Raw genomic sequence first — 17840 nt, 5'->3', positions numbered from 1 at the left:
AATCGTTTACATGACCTCTAAAAATTGGTATACTAAAGACTACAATAGGAGTGACATATGGACAAAGAATTTCTACATTTTGAAAAAATTAATCGAGAAACCTGGCAAAATCTGCACCGCAAAACCACCCCACCACTCTCCCAAACAGAGCTCAATTCTATTAAGAGTTTTAACGACCGTATCAACCTCCAGGATGTACGTGACGTCTACCTGCCTTTGACAAACCTAATTGGAATCTACAAGCGTTCCAAAGAAGATTTGGCCTTTTCAAAAGGTATTTTTCTCCAAAAAAACAGTGAACGACAACCTTTTATCATTGGAGTTTCTGGGAGTGTTGCTGTTGGGAAATCCACCACCAGCCGTCTTCTTCAAATCCTCCTCTCTCGGACCTTTGAAGGCTCGACAGTGGAATTAGTAACAACGGATGGCTTCCTCTATCCAAATGCTATCTTAAAAGAACAAGAGATCCTCAATCGAAAAGGATTTCCGGAAAGCTATGATATGGAATTGCTCCTTGATTTTCTTAATCAAATTAAAAACAACAAGAGCGTAGAAATCCCTGTCTATTCCCACGAAATTTACGATATTGTCCCAGATGAGAAGCAAACCATTTTACCGGCTGATTTTGTCATTGTAGAAGGGATCAATGTCTTTCAAAATCCGCAAAATGACAGTCTCTATATGACCGATTTCTTTGATTTTTCAATCTATGTGGATGCCGCAGTTGATGATATCGAATCTTGGTATCTCGATCGCTTCCAAAAACTCCTTACATTAGCTCAGAATGATCCCAATAACTACTACTATCGATTTACAGAGCAACCCCTAGAAGAAGTTTTAAGCATGGCCCATCAGGTCTGGGAATCCATTAATTTAGTCAACTTGCAACATTACATCCAACCAACCAGAAACCGGGCTGATCTGATTCTCCATAAAGCAACCAACCATGAAATCGACGAAATTTATCTCAAACGCTAGAGAAAATGGCCTTTTAACGGTACTTTTTTAAGGAAAAGCTATTTTAGGCTTGTCAAATCTTAACTTTTCATATATAATGAGATAGTTAGATTATCAATGGAGGTGAATAACTTGGCAAACATTAAATCAGCTATCAAACGCGCTGAATTGAACGTTAAACAAAACGAAAAAAACTCAGCTCAAAAATCAGCTATGCGTACTGCAATCAAAGCTTTTGAAGCAAACCCATCTGAAGAACTTTACCGCGCTGCTAGCTCAGCTATCGATAAAGCAGAAACTAAAGGTTTGATCCACAAGAACAAAGCTAGCCGTGATAAAGCACGTCTTGCAGCGAAACTTGGTTAATCAAGAACAGCATAAAAATCAAGCTCTCCGGAGCTTTTTTTGTGCCTAATTTTTTGAGAGGTGCTTATGAAAATCGTTATTATCGGCTATTCTGGATCTGGAAAATCTACCTTGGCTGAAAACTTAGCTCGCTACTACTCCATTCCCAAGCTCCATATGGACACCCTTCAATTTCAACCGGGCTGGATAGACAGTGACCGGGATTGGATGGAGAAAGAGATGAGACAGTTTCTCAGCGATCATAGAGACTGGGTCATTGATGGCAATTACTCTTGGTGCTGCTATGAGGAAAGAATGGAGCAAGCCGACCAGATTATCTTTCTCAACTTCTCTCGTTGGAACTGCCTCTTTAGAGCCTGGAAACGATACCGCCGTTATAAAGGCCGAGTCCGTGAGAGTATGGCGGCAGGTTGCCCCGAACGCTTTGACTGGGAATTCATCCGTTGGATCCTTTGGGACGGTCGCCAAGCTAGACAGGTCACACGCTATCAGACTATCGGCCAAAACTATCCAGACAAATTTCTCTCTCTCAAGAATCAAAAAGAGCTGGATGAGTTTCTAAAAAACATACAATAAAAAGGTTGGGATATCTATCCCAACCTTAAAATGTAGACAAACTATTTTAAAGTAAAATAAATTAAGCGATTCTGATAAGAAATAAAATTGAGTTCAATTTTTTAGATGAATCAAGAAAATACCAAGACTTTCCGCTGTGAGTAAAGTGCCTGAAACAATAACGATTCAGGCACTCGGAATTATTGAGACCTTAGGCTCAATAATTAGTCATGGAACTTCGTAGAAGTTCGCTGACGTCCGTACTCACCTAAGGAAAGTTTTTTATATGACTTTGTCTTCAATCTGAGGTTGGGGTTAAAATCCCCAACCTTTTCTTATTTATCAACGTAATCGCCACCAGTGAAGCCATAGTATTCTTCCAGACTCAAACCTGAGTCAGCAATATCTTGCGCTTCTTTTCCGATATAGCGGAGATGCCAGCTCTCTGGCATGTAACCTGTTACTTTTTCTTTACCTTCCTGGTAACGAACCACAAAGCCATATTTAGCGGCGTTCTTAAGCAACCACTTACTTGGTCCAGGTTCGGTTACCAGATTACCACTGGTATCGATTAAATCAAAGGTCAAACCCGTCTGGTGTTCACTATAACCCGGTCTTGCAGAATAACGATCGGCGGCTTCCTGACCATCTTGATTGACATAGTTTTGGTAGAGGCCAACTTGGGTGTCGTAGCTACGAAAACCACTATATTGATCACTGATCGGATAACCTTCTGCCTGCATGGCTGCGATCAATTCATGAAGGGCTGAAACAGCTTCAGGATCTTCACCTGGGTTAAAGTCAGGCGACAAGGGATAATGTTTGTTGGCGATCATCACCTCACCATATTTCCCTTTGACACTATAGTAAGAACCATTATAGCTCACACCAGAGTCCACTTTCACATCTGACTTACCAGCTTTTGAAGACTCTTCTTTTCCTGTCTCTTTTGACGTATCCTTTGCAGAAGACGTTTCTTTGGAAGACTTGGTTTGCGTTTGTTTGCTTTCTTCTTTTGCAGAAGATTTAGAACTAGTGGATTGAGATTGGGAGCAAGCTGTCAGGGTTAACAAGGCAACTGTCACCAAAGTTAATTTGGAAAATCTTGCTTTCATGAGGAATCTCCTATGATTCTTTTGTTACGACAATATCCGTAATCACATAACTTGCACCTACTTTTTTCAAGGTGTAGGTCTTGTACTTGCGGTTTTGTGAATCTGGATGGCTATCTGTATAATGCACGGTAAAGTCTTCATAAGTCTTGATCGTTACCACACCATTTTCTTCAGTGACACTTTGAATGTCCAAAGCTCCTGGAGTATAGTAGTCAATTTTAGCCTTTCGAACACCATCACCAGTTGTGAACTCAACCATGTCCTTGTAAGCTTGACTTTGTGTGTCATAGTATTTAGAGTAGGTGTTGTTTCGATTTGAAACGGAGCTAAAGACAGCGTCGCGGTACTCTTTCAAGAACTCTTCCGCCAAGGTCCGATTTTGTTCTTCTTTGGCTGCTTGCGCTTTCTTAGCATCTTGTGCACTCTTGATGCGTTTTAGGGTATCTTTGGCTAGTTTGAGTTCGATCGGGTCGTTCTCACCCTCTTCAATCGTCACCTTAGCTTTTTCAGTTGTATAGGTTTCCCCATTCATGTTGAAGACAGCATGTACTTCAATTTCTTGATAAGGGATGCTATCTACTTCAAAGGTCGTGCTGGTTCCGACTTCTTTGCCGTTGACTACAACCTTCACATCCGTTGGGTTTTCAACTTCATCTGGGAACTCAACTTCTAAATTGCGTTTTTCAGAATTCAACTGCAATTCTAAGTTGTTCTTAGTTGCTTTTTTAGGATTGAGATGGATCTTAGAAGTAACATTTCCGACCTCTGTTTTAGCAGTTAATTCCATTTCTTTTGTATTGTAATGGAAAGAACCAAGATCTGTCACTGCATCTTTCTTCAAGGTTACGGTTTTATTGGCAGCTACTTTTAGTTTGGCTTGGTCCAAATTGGTCTTGACCTTGACTTGCACTGGATAGCTGGCCACACGGTATTCTTGGAAGATTCCAAATTTCTTGTCCGCTTTCTCCAAACCAAAGATCTTGTTTCCAGATTTATCCGTATAGCTACCTTCTCCACCATTATCAATGATCTTGTTCAACTCTGTGCCGATATCGACTCCTTGATCTTCCATGCTGGTGATCAAACTTTCGGCTTCATCCTTTGTCCATTTATCGTTATCAGTTGAAAGCAGGTCTGCTGCTTCGCGATAATCCTTGGTGTCCACTGCCTTAATGAATTTATCTGCAGTCACTTCGACACGTGTTGTAGACTGGAAGTAAAAGAAGGCTGCTACCAAAGCGATCACAAGGACTGCGATAGCAGAAATAATCCCAATTTTCTTCTTGGAAAGTTTCTTACCACTCTTCGTTTTTGGGGCCTTTTGTTTTTTCTGAGCTGGACCGGCTTCTGCGACATTTGGACCAGCAAAGACCTGCGTTTGCTCAGCAGCAAGTGGAGCCGTATACTCTTGAGTTGGCTGTTGCGGCACATATTCCTGTGTTTCTTCTGTTGCATCTGGGGTCGCAAATTCTGCTTCAGGTACAGGTCCTACAAAAAACTCGAAGTTTTGACTTTTAGCCGCAGTAAATTCTTCTGCACTTGGCTTGCGGCCATAGGTTTCTTCAAAATGTTGCAACCAAGCCTGACGAGCTGCTAGAAGTGGATCGACATTCTTCACTTCTTCAACTGGTTCAACCACTGGTTCCTCAACAGGAGCGACTTCCTCTGCTGGGGCATTTCCTGCGATAGACTGAATTTGTTTCAAATCAAATCCACAAGCTTTCCCAGCCATAAACTCTTCTGGTGACGGTTTGCGACCGATCACTTTTTCAAATAATTCAACCCATTTCTTTTGCATGGATCTCTTCTCCCTCATTATAAAATAGGGAAAGTGGGTTCCCCCACCTTCCGTTTTGTGATATTGTTAGAATCCAAAGTTAGAGAAATTTGGAGCACTAGGAATAAATCCTACGGCTACTTGTTCTAAAATACGAGCATTCACATAAATGACAAAGATGGCAATGAGAAGCAAGACAACAGATGATGCTACTAGAAGCAAGAATTTATCTGCTTTAAAGCTTGTCTTGTTCAATCCTTGATGAACGACATAGCATGTTCCAACAAAGAACAAGAAGAAAATAAGGAAGTTTACAAAGCCATAAAATTCATAAACTTTTACAAGACCTACTAAGAAAGCAAGAAGGGCAAGTGGCAAAGTGTAAACAGACAAACGTCCAAACTCTTCAAATGAACGACCGTAACTGTATTCCTTATCTTGAAGAACCACACGACGAACAAAGAATCCAGCTACTTGGAAGGCGTAAAGGCTAAAGAATAGGGAAATCAATGTCAACATAAAGGCACGGAAATCCATTCCATAACCACCTGTAGCTCCACTAGCTGTGAAGAAAGTTGATAGGGTCAAGACAAAAGCAGTCAAGACATACTGTAAAATTCCGTTAAGAGCTTTTGGATTTTCTACAGCAGTTGGACGTTTCAAAGCTGAAAGGAACCAATTCCAGTAACCACCAACGGCTACACCAAATTGACTTGGTTGGGCAGGATAAGGTTGTCCTGGTTGACCTTGGTAAGGAGCTTGTTGATAAGCTGCTTGAGTAGGTTGTTGGTAGGCTTGTTGTGGAGCTTGTTGGAAAGCAGGTCCATTCGCTGGAGCAGCTTGAGGGGCAGGCTCTTGAACTGGAGCTACGACTGGTTCTTCTGTAGGAGCAGTTGGCGCTGCAGGAGCTGCTGGCGCTGCGACAAAGTCTGGGGCTTGTGGGGCTGCTACTGGTTCTTCAACAGGGGCAGTTGGCGCTGCGACAAAGTCTGGGGCTTGTGGAGCTGCTACTGGTTCTTCAACAGGGGCAGTTGGCGCTGCAACAAACTCTGGGGCTTGTGGAGCTGCTACTGGTTCTTCCACAGGGGCAGTTGGTGCTGCGATAAATTCTGGGGCTTGTGGAGTTTCTGGAACCACTACTTCTTCTTGAAATTCTCCTGCAGCCAGTGCTTGAGCAATTTCTTCTGCACTAGCAGAACGACCATTTACGGCTTCGAAATAATCCAGCCAATCTTGTTTTGACATAATGAATCTCCTTAACTATTGTTTATACTAGGGTATTATACAAAATTTCTGAACCATTTTCAATGAAAGACTGGAAAATCCCTGTAATATCTTTTGAAAAACATACAAATTCTACTCATTTTTAGAAATTAGTAAAGAAAGAGGCTGGGAAAAAAGTCCTAGCCTCTCAATTATTTTTGGATTGTCGAGCAAGACGCAGTGGTTGAGTGGGCTCTACTACGCTGATTTCATCAGCTTTTACAGCCCTACTCAACTGTGCGGAGGTGGGACGACGAAATCGAATTCTTAATGAATTACCGATTTCTGTCCCACTCTCTTTTAGGATTCAAATGCATCCATGCCACCTTGGACGTTGGTCACATCATAGCCTTGCTCTTCCAAAAATTGGCAAGCACGTGCTGAGCGTCGACCAGACTTGCAGATGACATAATAGGGATGATCCTTCTCTAATTCCTGGTAGCGATCTGCTAACTCAGATAAGGGAAGAAGACGAACTCCGTCTAAGTGAAGGGCATCATATTCCTCCTGCTCGCGTACATCAAGAACGTGTAAGTCTCCTTTTTGATAAGCTTGGTAAAAGCTTGAAAATGGAATTTCTTTCATGATTTCTCCTATCAGGTATGTTATGGGAGGGTTAGAATTTCATAATGAAAGCCAATAGCCTCTAAAAATCGTAACAAGTCTTGGGTTTTAATAAAGATCGTCTTTTCGTTAGTATTGGGATGGAAAGTCATGATCTCCTCTGACACAATGTCTTTATCGAAATAGACTCGAATATCTTTTTCTCCATTGTTCAATAAACCAAATGGAGAAACCGTACCTGGCGGTAATTGCATTTTTTCAGCTAAAGAATCTGCTGAAGCCATGCGGATCCGGTTGGCTTCCACTTGTTCTTTGAAATCCTCCATATCCAATGGTTTCTGGTCGTCCATGATGAGCAGATAGAATTGGGTTTTCTTCTTGTTGGTCAAAAACATGGACTTGGTCCGAACACCTTCTAAGCCTTCAATGTAAGAATCGGCCTGCTCAGTTGTGAATGCAGGTGGGTGTTCCACCACATCAAATGAAATTCCCAACTCATCTAATTTTTCTTTAACTTGTTGATAAGGGTCCATCTTCGCTCTCCTTTATTTTTGAATGATCTCTTGTACTAAGGTTTGCAATTCTGGAACCACCTCTGCTTCAAACCAAGGATTTTTAGCCATCCAGATTTGATTGCGAGGGGAAGGGTGAACGAGTGGAAAATAGGTTGGCAAATAGTCTTTAAAATGGTGAACGCGTTCGGTTACCTTGCCGCTAACCTTCTCATGAAGGTAGTATGCTTGGGCATATTGTCCAATTAAGAGGGTCAACTCAATATCCGGACACTCCTTGAGAAGTTGAGGGTGCCACTTTTCCGCAAACCCTTTGCGAGGTGGAAGGTCACCAGATTTCCCATGCCCTGGGAAATAAAAGTCCATGGGAATGACCGCAAACAAACCAGAATGGTAAAAGGTATCTTCGTCAACTCCTAACCATTCGCGCAGACGATCACCACTCTTATCCTTCCAGTAAATACCAGCTTCTTCCGTCTTCATCCCTGGAGCTTGTCCGATAATATTGATACGAGCTGTCTTTGGGGCTGCAAAGAGTGGCTCTATCCCTTTCTCTGTATATTCTTTATTTTGAGGATCTGCCATAATGGCTTGTTTAATGCTTTCAATCGTTGACATAAGTCCTCCTTCTATGGAAAAACTCAGCCAGAAAAACTGGCCGAGTAGTGGATTATTTGATTAATTCGTAGATGGCTTCTGCGTAAATAGCTGCTGCACGATAGAGATCTTCAACATCTGCGAATTCATTAGCTTGGTGCATAGTATTGACATAGTCTGGGAACATAGCACCAAAAGCAACGCCACGTTTCAAGAGGCGACCAAAGGTACCACCACCGATCACTTGTTCGTGTCCTTTGAGGCCAGTTTGTTTTTCGTAAACACGCAAGAGAGTGGATACCAATTCGTCATCCATCGGAACATAGTGAGGTGTGTGACCATGAGCGGACAAGCTTACTGTAGCCACTCCTTCGATCTTTTCAAGGGTGGACTTGATGGTTTCAGGATCTGTACCTTGAGGGTAACGGATATTGAGGGCAATAGTATTATCTGCTTGGCTATCATCAAAATGGAAGACACCTGCATTCATGCTCAATGGTCCCATCTTAGCATCTGTATGGGCAATGCCTAATTTTTCACCAGCAAAATCTTCATGAAGAAGTGAAGCTGTCACATGAAGGTAAGCCTTAGCAGCACCACCAAAATCAAATTGGTTCAACAAGAGAGCCAAGTAGGTCGCACCATTAATTCCATCTTCAGGAGTTGATCCATGAGCAGATTTCCCGATAATCGTAACGGTATAGGTTTCTTCATCAACAGTTGAGATTTCATACTTGAGCTGGTGTTCCTTGGCAAAAGCATCTAAGAGGCCAGCAAGATCTGGAAGTTGACCAGAAACGACTGCAGTCGCTGACTCTGGTACCATGTTTTCACGAAGGCCACCTGTAAAGCTATGAAGATGGGCACTTCCTGTGTTGTCATTTCCAAAATGAAGGTACTCAGTGATGTTTCCTTTTTCCCCATTGATGATTGGGAATTCCGCATCTGGTGAGAAGCCAAAATCTGGCTCAGGAAGTCCGACATGTTTGAAATAGTAATCCATGTCGCCCCATCCTGATTCTTCATCCGTACCGACAACAAAGCGCACGCGCTTAGAAACAGGGAGTCCTAGGTCTTTAATGATCTTCAAACCATAGTAGCAGGCCATTGTAGGCCCTTTATCATCAGACGAACCACGCGCATAGAGCTTGCCATCGATAATTTCTGGTTTGTAGGGATCCGTCTTCCAGCCACTACCTGCAGGCACGACGTCCATATGGGCAAAGATCCCAAGCTCTTCTTCTCCTTCACCAAAAGTAAAATGACCGGCATAATTGTCGACATTCTTGGTTTCATAGCCATCACGTTTGGCAATTTCCAAGAATTTTTCAAGAGCTTTTACAGGACCAGGTCCAAAAGGATGCCCTGCATCTGCCTTGCTGTCATCGCGTTCAGAATTGATTTCCAAGAGGCTGTATAAGTCAGCCATCATCTCATCGCGACGTTTTTCTACTTCTGCTTTAAAGTCAACTGTTGTCATGAATTCCTCCTCAATCTTCTATTTGCTAATTGGCTTAGCGTTTGTCAATGATTTCGTCCACTGGTAAGCGATAGCTTGGCTCTACTTTTTCAGCCGCATAGCCAACCGTAATCAAGACTTCCGGACGGAAACGCTCTTCGATGTCCAATACTTCATTGATTTTTGATTTATCAAATCCCAAGATAATATTGGTTCCAATGCCTTGGTCCGTCAAAGCAAGTACCAAGTTCATAGCCACAAGCCCGGCATTCAAAGCCAAGTAATCACTTGTTTGTTGGGCATCATAGCGTGCAAATTCAGCAGGAAGGTTTTGCATAAAGTATTGCAACTGCTCGTCTGTGAAGTTTTTAACCCCACCGACACGCGCAATCTTGCGAGCCCGTTTTTGCAAGTCGGTATCTGTAAAGAGGGCGATGGTCACAGGTGCTTCCATGACTTGATCGTAGTTTGCACCATAGGCTAATTTTGCCAATTCCGCATTTTTTTGACGAACAACCACAAATTTCCAAGGCTGGCTATTGTGGGCGCTAGGGGCCAAGGTTGCGATCTCAATGGCAGTCCGTACATCCTTTGGATCGACCGGTTGGTCAGTGAAATGCTTGATCGCATGGCGTTTTTTATTGAGCTCTAGAAATTTCATAAGCTTCTTCCTTTTCTATTTCTGTTACCTCTATTTTAACACAAAATGAAAGAGCTTGCAGGGTTTTACAGCCTAAGATTGTGAAAAAAGAAGCGGACATTTTGAAGATCCGCTTCTTTTTTATAGGTTGAATACACAAGAGATCCACCTATGATTCATTGGAAAGATTGAAATAGGCAGCTACTTCTTTGGTATAACCGTTTTTCTCAATTAAGCTAGTTAGCAGCTCGATGTTATGGCCCCGATAGTTATCCTCGCGTCTCAACTCTTCGTACATCTCAATAAAGGGAAGACCCTTGTCCTTGGCATCTTGGAGTTCTGCTTCATAGTCATAGGCCACCTTACGAAATTGCAGGTTGGTCACCCCATCTGCTTCGACATCGATCAGAGCATACTGAGCTCTATGGTTTTGAATTGGTTCCCAGTCAAAATAAGGCATGCCAATAGTCCCCGGATTGAGGATCTGTTGGCCCTGACTGCCATAGCGAAGCAACTGCTTGTGAACATGACCGTAGATCGCCAGATCCGTCTGGTCATCCAGCAATTGGTCAAAGTTCTCCGTCGCATTTGCTGGACGCAAGTCTCCACCGTAATTCTTTTCTGGCAAATTGTGGGTCAGTGAAAAACGAATACCATTGACCTCCTTCTTCTCTACCAATGGAAGGGAACGAAGCCAATCGATCCGCTTAGGATCTAGTCCTTCCATGAGGTACTGAGTGAGACGAAGAAGTTGGATCTCCTGCGGATCCTCAAGGCCGTACTCACCATCCAAAGCCTCTAGGACACAATCGTCCCAATTTCCACGAACAGCCGCTGTAATCGGAATCGCATCCAGCAATTCAAAAAGGTCCTCTCTTCCAGGCCCCGGAAGCAAAATGTCCCCTAAAAGCCAGTATTCTGTCGCGCCTTGAGCACGCGCATCCCCAATCACTGCCTCCAGGGCTGTCGTATCTCCGTGGATATCAGATAAAATAGCGATTCGATGGTTCATTTTAAACTCCTTATGATTGGTATGATTCAGAATCCTCCGCCACTTCCATCAATGGACTTGCTTCTTCTTGCTTTCCTTGATGGAGCTTGGCTTGCACTGCCTCCGCCACTGCTCGCGGGATGCCGACTGTGACAATCTCATCTACAGTAGCTTCTTTGATCTTGGTCAGCGACTTGAAGTGCTTCATCAGCAACTGCTTGCGTTTTGGTCCCAAACCTTCGATGCCGTCCAGCTGGGAGGAGAAGGAATTCTTAGACCGAAGCTGGCGGTGGAAAGTGATGGCGAAACGGTGGACTTCATCCTGGATCCGTTGCAGGAGGAAAAATTCCTGCGAGGTCCGAGAAAGTTCGATGACTTGGAGAGGATCACCAAAGAGCAATTCATGGGTTTGGTGCTTGTCATTTTTTTGTAGGCCTGCAATGGGAATATCCAGCCCTAACTCCTCTTGAATGACTTGCTTAGCGATATTAACCTGGCCCTGACCACCATCGATAACGATCAGATCAGGTGGCGTCAGGCCATCCCGCATGACACGGCTGTAGCGTCTGCGAATGACCTCCCGCATGCTGGCATAGTCATCTGGTCCGACAACGGTCTTGATCTTGTACTTGCGATAGTCCTTTTTGCTTGGCTTCCCATTGACAAAGACCACCATGGCTGAGACCGGACTGGTCCCCATGATGTTGGAGTTGTCAAAAGACTCAATGCGCACAGGGGTTGGGATTTGCAGGAGTTTTCCAAGGTTTTCAATGGCACCTTGGGTCTTTTCCATGGATTTTTCAAGGAGATTGAACTTCTGCTCCAGACTGACACGCGCATTCTTGATGGCCAGATTGACCAACTGCTTCTTCTCCCCACGCTGGGGCTTGAGGACCTTGGTATCCACTAGGGCCTTGACAGCTTCCTCATCGATATCCTGAGGGATCAGGATTTCATTGGGGATCAGGTGAGATTTCTCCTGGTAAAACTGCCCTACATAGGTCAAGAAATCCTCGTCCGGATCATTGTAGTAAGGGAAAAGATTGACATCCCGCTCGATCAGCTTGCCCTGACGGACAAAGAAGACCTGCACACACATCCAGCCCTTGTCCACATAGTAGCCAAAGACATCCCTGTTCTGCAAATCCTTGGCCATGACCCGCTGTTTGGTCCGCAAGGTCCCAATAGCCTGGATCAGATCCCGATACTCAGCCGCCCTCTCGAATTCCATGTTTTGCGCAGCGGTAGTCATCTTGACCTTGAGCTCATCGATAATCTTGTCATCCTGCCCTTTTAGGAAATCAGAAACCTCCTGAGCCATGCCCTTGAAATAGGCCTCATCCTTATGGCAGACCGTGTGGGCCATACACTGCCCTAGATGGTAGTAAAAACAGACCTTGGAAGGCGGATTGGTACACTTACGGAATGGGAAAATTCGATCTAAAAGTCGCTTGATCTCATTGGCCGCCCCTACATCCGGATAGGGACCAAAATAGAGGCCACCATCCTTTTTGACCTGGCGCGTGATAATCAGACGCGGATAGCGCTCATTGGTAATCTTGATGAAGGGATAGGACTTATCGTCCTTGAGCATGATATTGTACTTGGGCTTGTTCTCCTTGATGAGGTTAATCTCAAGAAGCAAGGCCTCAATATTGGACTCGGTGACGATAAACTCAAAATCCACAATCTCAGATACCAGCGCTTCCGTCTTGGTATCGTGGCTCCCTCTGAAATAGGACCGCACCCGATTGCGAAGATTCTTGGCCTTCCCCACATAGATGATGGTTCCGTTCTTGTCTTTGTGAATGTAACAGCCCGGACTCATCGGCAAGAGCTCGAGCTTGGATTTAATCAAGTTGTTCATACTCTCTATTATAGCAAAAAAGAGAGGGGTTAGCCTCTCTCTAGTATGTTTGTATTATTGTTATCCACCTTCACCAAGTAAAAAATAATTATTAAATGGTATATCAGACACTCATCCTCAATCTTTTATCTTCACTTGTCCTTTTTAATAGCAAAAAAAGAGGGATCTAAAAGAATCCCCCCTTTGATAATACTTATCCTTTGAGATTAGCCATCTGGAAGATCGGAATCACATAAGGAACAATAGACATCAGGATAGTAAATAACACGAAGAACCAGAACCAGAAGGACGCGAGGGCACGCTGGAAAACTCCCGGTTGAGGTTTATTGGCTTGAATATAAGCCTTGATAGCTGGCCATTTAGTCGCAAGAACCACTATCATGACAATGGAACCAATAGCTAAAACACCAATTTGGAGCCAATTCGCTAGCCCCTCGTCCACATGATAGGCCACATAATGCAAGCCTTGGGAAATCACAAAATTATTGAAAATGTGATAGAAAATAGCCCACCAGATATTGTATTCAAAGGCAATGTAGCCGAAACCTAGACCAATGATACTTGCGAAAAAGAGCTGGTCAAAATTGGCATGGAAGAGACCAAACAAGATAGCCGTCATGACAATAGCAAAAATCTTCCCATACCGTTCCAAGCCTCGCAAGCCGGCCCCACGGAAGAAGAATTCCTCTGTGATAGGACCAAAAAATCCAGCATACAAGAGCATGGTCCATGATCTCTCAATCGTATCACCTAGATCTGGTGTTGGAGAATGAAGGCCAATGGTCTCAAACATGCGCTCAATCACTTGTGTCATCACAGATGAAAAGACTTGAGAAAAGCCAAGAAAGGCGAGAAGAATAAAGAAGACTGAAAGAGTCATCTTACGTCCCTTGTGCTTAAGATCATATTTATAAAGGGCCTTCTTGCGATAGACATTAAAGAGAAAGAGTCCAATGGAAATAGAGATAAGATAGGGAATACCTGCCCAAACATTCAGGGCATTGAGTTTCTCCGTTACTTGACTTGGATCTTTTCTGATAGAGCCTGCTAGGGTTAAGCCTAAGAGGACTTCCCACAGGACGGTTACCAAGGTCATTACCAAGAGATAAATGGCAAGTGTCCCGGAATACCTTCCTATATCTTTTTTAGGGTCTAATAATCGGTTGTATTGGTTCATTTCTTCCTCCTAGAAAATAGATAAAAACTCGCACATATTCCTTCGTATAAGACAAAGAAAATCAAAAAGGCATGCATAAAGTAGTCTTCTGGTAATGCAAGAATAATCGAATCCACGCGCGGATCAAAGAGCCAAGTATTGTCCCCAGCAAATAAGACCTGATGAAAGAGCGTAAAGAATTGATCAAAGCCAATCATAACAGCCACCACTGCAATCACCACTGGTAAAACCATCATCCAAAAGAAGAGACTACGGTACAAGGCCAGGTAGCCTTTTTTGACAACTGTCCGCATAAACTGGATAAAACCAGGGAGTGTGACCACAAAAACGACCGTCACTAAGTGAAATAGATACTTGACGGCCTCAAAATGGTGCAGTCCATTTTTTGAAGAGGGGAATTGAGGCATCTTCAACACCCATTGAAAAGGATTGGTCAAGTAGTTCATCAAGACATTAAAATTCTTCATGATGGCAGAAGCCGAATAACCAGTCCGGCTTTGAATCCCCAACCAATGAATTTCCATGGGATAGAGGGCCCAAGCGAGAGCAATGGTAAGAAAGATTGCAGCTGACAAGATAAAGAAAAATAGGTTAATTGATTTCAGACTTTTAAGCATCAAAATCCCACTCCGCTAGACTGGCAACAACATGTGTCGGTGCGATTGGTAAGGTTGACACTTCTTCTGGTTTGGTAAAACCTGTCGTCACCAAAAGGGTTGGAATCCCATTGTCAATACCTGCACGAATATCTGTTAGGTAGTTGTCGCCAACCATAACCACTTCTTCTCTTGCAAGACCCAGGTGTTCAATGGCCTTGTCCATGATGATGGACTTTGGTTTGCCAATGATCACAGGCTCGACCCGTGTCGCTGCTTCAACAAGCGCAATCAAGGATCCTGCACCTGGCAGCAAGCCACGCTCTGTTGGAATGTTGAGGTCAGGGTTAGTCCCGATAAAGTGCGCTCCCTTTTGAATCGCCAAGGTCGCAATAGCAAACTTCTCATAGTCGACTTGCCAATCGAGGCCAATGACAACATAATCAGGTGCTTCTTCATCCATGACATAACCAGCTTCTTCGATGGCATCTTTGAGCCCCGCTTCGCCGATCACATAGACCTTTTTGCCCAAATTTTGGTCATTCATGTAGTCAATGGTCGCAAGGGTAGCTGTATAGATAGTCGAAACTGGGGTTTCAATATTGAAATGAGTGGCCAGCATATCCCGAACAGTCTCTGGTGTGCGGGTTGTATTGTTGGTCACAAAGAGATAGGGAATCTCACGCGCCTGCAGTTCATGAACAAAAGCTTCTCCTGCAGGAATTCGTGATTTTCCTTTGTAAATAGTGCCATCCAAATCAATCAAATAGCCCTTATAGTGCATTTATTCTTCCCTTTCTGTGTCAGCTTCTTCATGCAACTTCTCTGCATCGACTCGTCCACCAGAACCATATAAGAGCAAGGCTCCAGCATAGAGGACAAATTGTAACACCAAACCTGTAAAATTAATCCCTTGACTTCCCGATTGGGTGAACAAGAAGGATGCTACCATGAGGATGACAATGGTCAATAACAAGCCTATCACGGTTGCCTGATCCACACTGATTTGATAAACCGTGCGTTTAGTGCTCCGATTTTTCCCGTCAGACTTAGTTTCTGGTTGCAAATTCTCGACAAAATCCGTCACTAAGGTCGCAGCGAGGCTGACTGTTGTGCTAAAGAGCACGCCTTGAGACAAGCGGTGATAGAAATTGGACCAGAAGGATCCTGATTGGCTAGTAATCCCAATCGAGAAGATCATGACCGGTAAAAGAAAGGCCAAGGTGAAATGGATCCAGACCCGATACCAGCGTATATCTTCTCTTAAAAAGCGATTAAAACTCTCTAAATTCAAGCGATAGCGGAAAAATTTATAAATTTCCTCTACCAGGATGATGCCCAAAGCACAAAGAGTCAAGAGCCAATCTCCCAACATGTACAAAGGGTTCTTTTGACGCTTGGCATAGGCCACAACCCGTTTTTGATAGCTTTCAAGTTCCTGTTTTTTATTTTTTAATCTTCTACTTTCCATAATTCCAACCCTTTTCTTCTACTTCTTCCCACTCAATTTCAGCTTGGGCATTGATCTGACTATCTGAAGTAATTTGGTGCTGAGTTTTCAAGCCCTCTTGTTCATATTGAGAGGTGATGAGACCTCCTGCTAGCACTTCTTTGACATATTTTAGATGAACTTTTTTCGGGATATGATGGGTCAAGAAGTCTGCTCCCATCACCTCAAAAACCCAGTCCAAGTACTTGCTATTGTTGACATGTCCGTTCATATCCAAGTCGTAAAACCGAACCCGGTATTCTTGTTCGACGCCGCCTTCTAATTCTTTGAAACGGGGACCACGGAGCATGGTTTTTGAAAATTCAGAGTCAAAGGCATCCGTGATTTCACTCATAACAGGATGAACCTTGCGTGTATCACGATCCATCAAGACAAAGGTCGCGACCATCTCAATGATAGTATTTCCTGCTTCATCCTTGATATTAAAGGCCCGGTAGCAGAAAAGTCGATTGTGACTCTTGGCATAGGTTTCGATAGTGATTTTCTCATCAAAAACAGGGAGACGCTCGATCTTCATATTGTAATCCGTGATAATCCAGACTAGATTGTAGTTCTCTAAAATGTACATATCACTCATACCCAGCTCAATCGATTGCATGCCCGATACCTGTAAAGACAGCAAGATCAATTGGGGAATCTTAATATAACCATTGACATCGCTCATATCAAACGGAATTTTCATGCTGTATTCAAATGTTTTTGCCATTTTCTACTCCAAAATAAACTTCTCTGCTACAGTGTCTCCTAAAAAGAGACCTTTCTTGGTCATTCGTACAATGTCCTTGTCAGGGACCAAAAGTCCCTGCTGGATCAATTCCTCAACCACCGGTCCATATTGTTGGTCAAAATTCACACCAAATTTTTCTTCAAAACGCTTCTTGGAAACGCCTGTTTTCTTACGTAGTCCTAGAAACATCTCTTCTTCCATCATTTCTGTCTGAGTCAGATGCTCTTCTTGGACACGCGCATTTCCCTCTTCGACAGCTTGCATATAGTGACGAATGGGGCCATGATTCTTGTAGCGAATCCCATCGACATAGCCGGATGCACCAGCTCCCAGACCATAATACTCAGCATTGTCCCAATACATGAGATTGTGTCGACTTTCAAAACCAGGCTTGGAGAAATTAGAAATTTCGTAATGCTCAAAGCCCGCTCGCTCCAACTCCTGAATAATGTATTCAAACATCTCTGCTTCCAACTCCTCTTTTGGTAGAGGAAGCTTGCCCCGTCTCATGCGATTCATAAAGACTGTGTGATTCTCCAGAATCAAGCTATAAAGACTCATGTGGGGAATGTCAAGGGCACGAGCCTTCGCAACATTCTCTTTGACCTGCTCCATAGTTTGTGTCGGAAGCGCATAGATGAGGTCGATCGAAATATTGTCAAAACCAGCCAGCTTCAGACGGTCGATATTGTCATAAATATCCTGCTCTTGATGGCTCCGACCGATCTTCTTGAGCAAGCGATTATCAAAGGTCTGCACGCCCAATGAAACCCGATTAACTGGCGAATCCTTCAAGACCGCAATCTTATCCGGATCCAAATCACCAGGATTGACCTCGATCGTCAGCTCTTCCATCTGAGACAGATCAAGCGACTTGGTCAGCTCCTTGAGCAGATAGGCTAGCTGATCCGCAGTTAGAGCTGTCGGTGTCCCACCCCCAATATAGAGAGTCCGTAGGTTTGTGATTTCTTCCCGACGAAATTCTTGGATCAAATGCTCCAAATAGGCATCGACTGGTTGGTTCTTAATAAAGACCTTCGAAAAATCACAATAAAAACAAATCTGGGTACAAAATGGGATGTGGACATAAGCGGACGTTGGTTTTGTATGCATACCTTTAATTATACCATAAAATCCCCCCGAGTCCGAAAAGAAAAGGGAATAAGA

Annotated in this window: 19 protein-coding genes; 3 read left to right on the top strand and 16 right to left on the bottom strand. The window is 43.6% G+C overall.

What is annotated here, in order from left to right:
* Window positions 1-57 precede the first annotated feature (57 nt).
* The 3 genes from coaA to ABVF55_RS05380 all read left to right on the top strand — a co-directional run bounded on the left by coaA (window position 58) and on the right by ABVF55_RS05380 (window position 1899).
* On the top strand, window positions 58-978 hold the full coding sequence (coaA, locus tag ABVF55_RS05390; RefSeq protein WP_445285001.1) for a type I pantothenate kinase: 921 nt from the start codon (window positions 58-60) through the stop codon (window positions 976-978).
* A gap of 96 nt (window positions 979-1074) precedes the next feature.
* Window positions 1075-1323 (top strand): 30S ribosomal protein S20, encoded by a 249-nt coding sequence (gene rpsT, locus ABVF55_RS05385; protein ID WP_003007640.1) that lies wholly within the window; start codon window positions 1075-1077, stop codon window positions 1321-1323.
* A gap of 66 nt (window positions 1324-1389) precedes the next feature.
* Window positions 1390-1899, top strand: coding sequence for a DNA topology modulation protein (locus ABVF55_RS05380; RefSeq protein WP_151191204.1), 510 nt, complete (start codon window positions 1390-1392; stop codon window positions 1897-1899).
* 314 nt (window positions 1900-2213) lie between these two features.
* Here the strand turns inward: ABVF55_RS05380 and ldcB are convergent, their stop codons facing one another.
* The 16 genes from ldcB to hemW form a co-directional block, all read right to left on the bottom strand.
* Window positions 2214-2993, bottom strand: a complete 780-nt coding sequence (ldcB, locus tag ABVF55_RS05375) for an LD-carboxypeptidase LdcB/DacB (RefSeq protein WP_003007645.1) — start codon at window positions 2991-2993, stop codon at window positions 2214-2216.
* 10 nt (window positions 2994-3003) lie between these two features.
* A complete protein-coding gene (locus tag ABVF55_RS05370) occupies window positions 3004-4791 on the bottom strand; it encodes a TcaA second domain-containing protein (RefSeq protein ID WP_445285000.1) in 1788 nt (595 codons plus the stop codon).
* A 66-nt stretch (window positions 4792-4857) separates the two neighbouring features.
* Entirely contained in the window at window positions 4858-6015 is a 1158-nt protein-coding gene (locus ABVF55_RS05365) for a DUF6574 domain-containing protein (RefSeq protein ID WP_445284999.1), read from the bottom strand.
* Window positions 6016-6333: 318 nt separating this feature from the next.
* Window positions 6334-6618 carry a rhodanese-like domain-containing protein gene (locus tag ABVF55_RS05360; RefSeq protein ID WP_070449063.1) on the bottom strand — a complete coding sequence of 95 codons (285 nt, stop codon included), beginning with the start codon at window positions 6616-6618 and terminating at the stop codon, window positions 6334-6336.
* A 20-nt stretch (window positions 6619-6638) separates the two neighbouring features.
* A complete protein-coding gene (locus ABVF55_RS05355) occupies window positions 6639-7130 on the bottom strand; it encodes a prolyl-tRNA synthetase associated domain-containing protein (protein ID WP_155199697.1) in 492 nt (163 codons plus the stop codon).
* 12 nt (window positions 7131-7142) lie between these two features.
* Window positions 7143-7727 carry a uracil-DNA glycosylase family protein gene (locus tag ABVF55_RS05350; RefSeq protein WP_445284998.1) on the bottom strand — a complete coding sequence of 195 codons (585 nt, stop codon included), beginning with the start codon at window positions 7725-7727 and terminating at the stop codon, window positions 7143-7145.
* Between the two features lie 52 nt (window positions 7728-7779).
* Window positions 7780-9186, bottom strand: a complete 1407-nt coding sequence (gene pepV / locus ABVF55_RS05345; protein ID WP_445284997.1) for a dipeptidase PepV — start codon at window positions 9184-9186, stop codon at window positions 7780-7782.
* Window positions 9187-9220: 34 nt separating this feature from the next.
* Window positions 9221-9826 (bottom strand): nitroreductase family protein, encoded by a 606-nt coding sequence (locus ABVF55_RS05340; RefSeq protein ID WP_003001591.1) that lies wholly within the window; start codon window positions 9824-9826, stop codon window positions 9221-9223.
* Window positions 9827-9974: 148 nt separating this feature from the next.
* Window positions 9975-10817: a metallophosphoesterase family protein gene (locus ABVF55_RS05335; RefSeq protein ID WP_445284996.1), complete on the bottom strand. Its 843-nt coding sequence runs from the start codon at window positions 10815-10817 to the stop codon at window positions 9975-9977.
* 10 nt (window positions 10818-10827) lie between these two features.
* On the bottom strand, window positions 10828-12663 hold the full coding sequence (gene uvrC, locus ABVF55_RS05330) for an excinuclease ABC subunit UvrC (protein WP_445284995.1): 1836 nt from the start codon (window positions 12661-12663) through the stop codon (window positions 10828-10830).
* A gap of 193 nt (window positions 12664-12856) precedes the next feature.
* Entirely contained in the window at window positions 12857-13840 is a 984-nt protein-coding gene (locus ABVF55_RS05325; protein WP_445284994.1) for a lysostaphin resistance A-like protein, read from the bottom strand.
* Window positions 13837-14457: a TIGR01906 family membrane protein gene (locus ABVF55_RS05320; RefSeq protein WP_445284993.1), complete on the bottom strand. Its 621-nt coding sequence runs from the start codon at window positions 14455-14457 to the stop codon at window positions 13837-13839. Before ABVF55_RS05320 ends, ABVF55_RS05325 begins: the two co-directional genes overlap by 4 nt.
* Window positions 14450-15220, bottom strand: a complete 771-nt coding sequence (locus tag ABVF55_RS05315; protein WP_003007693.1) for a TIGR01457 family HAD-type hydrolase — start codon at window positions 15218-15220, stop codon at window positions 14450-14452. Before ABVF55_RS05315 ends, ABVF55_RS05320 begins: the two co-directional genes overlap by 8 nt.
* The gene (locus ABVF55_RS05310; RefSeq protein ID WP_195423349.1) at window positions 15221-15907 is read right to left on the bottom strand and encodes a hypothetical protein; all 687 of its coding nucleotides are present in this window, start codon (window positions 15905-15907) and stop codon (window positions 15221-15223) included.
* Window positions 15897-16652 (bottom strand): acyl-ACP thioesterase domain-containing protein, encoded by a 756-nt coding sequence (locus ABVF55_RS05305; RefSeq protein ID WP_021153379.1) that lies wholly within the window; start codon window positions 16650-16652, stop codon window positions 15897-15899. The genes ABVF55_RS05310 and ABVF55_RS05305 overlap by 11 nt, the downstream gene beginning before the upstream one ends.
* Window positions 16653-16655: 3 nt before the next feature.
* Entirely contained in the window at window positions 16656-17786 is a 1131-nt protein-coding gene (hemW, locus tag ABVF55_RS05300) for a radical SAM family heme chaperone HemW (RefSeq protein ID WP_257738453.1), read from the bottom strand.
* Window positions 17787-17840: the final 54 nt, after the last annotated feature.

It is taken from the genome of Streptococcus sp. KHUD_012, from assembly GCF_052588255.1.
The sequence above is the reverse complement of the archived record's forward strand: the minus strand, read 5'-3'. Positions and strand labels throughout refer to the sequence as shown.

Coding starts and splice junctions, on each gene's coding strand:
- ABVF55_RS05305 (WP_021153379.1), bottom strand. CDS start 16,652: ATGGCAAAAACATTTGAATACAGCATGAAAATTCCGTTTGATATGAGC.
- ABVF55_RS05365 (WP_445284999.1), bottom strand. CDS start 6,015: ATGTCAAAACAAGATTGGCTGGATTATTTCGAAGCCGTAAATGGTCGT.
- ABVF55_RS05335 (WP_445284996.1), bottom strand. CDS start 10,817: ATGAACCATCGAATCGCTATTTTATCTGATATCCACGGAGATACGACA.
- ABVF55_RS05350 (WP_445284998.1), bottom strand. CDS start 7,727: ATGTCAACGATTGAAAGCATTAAACAAGCCATTATGGCAGATCCTCAA.
- ABVF55_RS05380 (WP_151191204.1), top strand. CDS start 1,390: ATGAAAATCGTTATTATCGGCTATTCTGGATCTGGAAAATCTACCTTG.
- ldcB (WP_003007645.1), bottom strand. CDS start 2,993: ATGAAAGCAAGATTTTCCAAATTAACTTTGGTGACAGTTGCCTTGTTA.
- ABVF55_RS05310 (WP_195423349.1), bottom strand. CDS start 15,907: ATGGAAAGTAGAAGATTAAAAAATAAAAAACAGGAACTTGAAAGCTAT.
- coaA (WP_445285001.1), top strand. CDS start 58: ATGGACAAAGAATTTCTACATTTTGAAAAAATTAATCGAGAAACCTGG.
- rpsT (WP_003007640.1), top strand. CDS start 1,075: ATGGAGGTGAATAACTTGGCAAACATTAAATCAGCTATCAAACGCGCT.
- hemW (WP_257738453.1), bottom strand. CDS start 17,786: ATGCATACAAAACCAACGTCCGCTTATGTCCACATCCCATTTTGTACC.
- ABVF55_RS05360 (WP_070449063.1), bottom strand. CDS start 6,618: ATGAAAGAAATTCCATTTTCAAGCTTTTACCAAGCTTATCAAAAAGGA.
- ABVF55_RS05325 (WP_445284994.1), bottom strand. CDS start 13,840: ATGAACCAATACAACCGATTATTAGACCCTAAAAAAGATATAGGAAGG.
- uvrC (WP_445284995.1), bottom strand. CDS start 12,663: ATGAACAACTTGATTAAATCCAAGCTCGAGCTCTTGCCGATGAGTCCG.
- ABVF55_RS05370 (WP_445285000.1), bottom strand. CDS start 4,791: ATGCAAAAGAAATGGGTTGAATTATTTGAAAAAGTGATCGGTCGCAAA.
- ABVF55_RS05320 (WP_445284993.1), bottom strand. CDS start 14,457: ATGCTTAAAAGTCTGAAATCAATTAACCTATTTTTCTTTATCTTGTCA.
- ABVF55_RS05340 (WP_003001591.1), bottom strand. CDS start 9,826: ATGAAATTTCTAGAGCTCAATAAAAAACGCCATGCGATCAAGCATTTC.
- ABVF55_RS05355 (WP_155199697.1), bottom strand. CDS start 7,130: ATGGACCCTTATCAACAAGTTAAAGAAAAATTAGATGAGTTGGGAATT.
- pepV (WP_445284997.1), bottom strand. CDS start 9,186: ATGACAACAGTTGACTTTAAAGCAGAAGTAGAAAAACGTCGCGATGAG.
- ABVF55_RS05315 (WP_003007693.1), bottom strand. CDS start 15,220: ATGCACTATAAGGGCTATTTGATTGATTTGGATGGCACTATTTACAAA.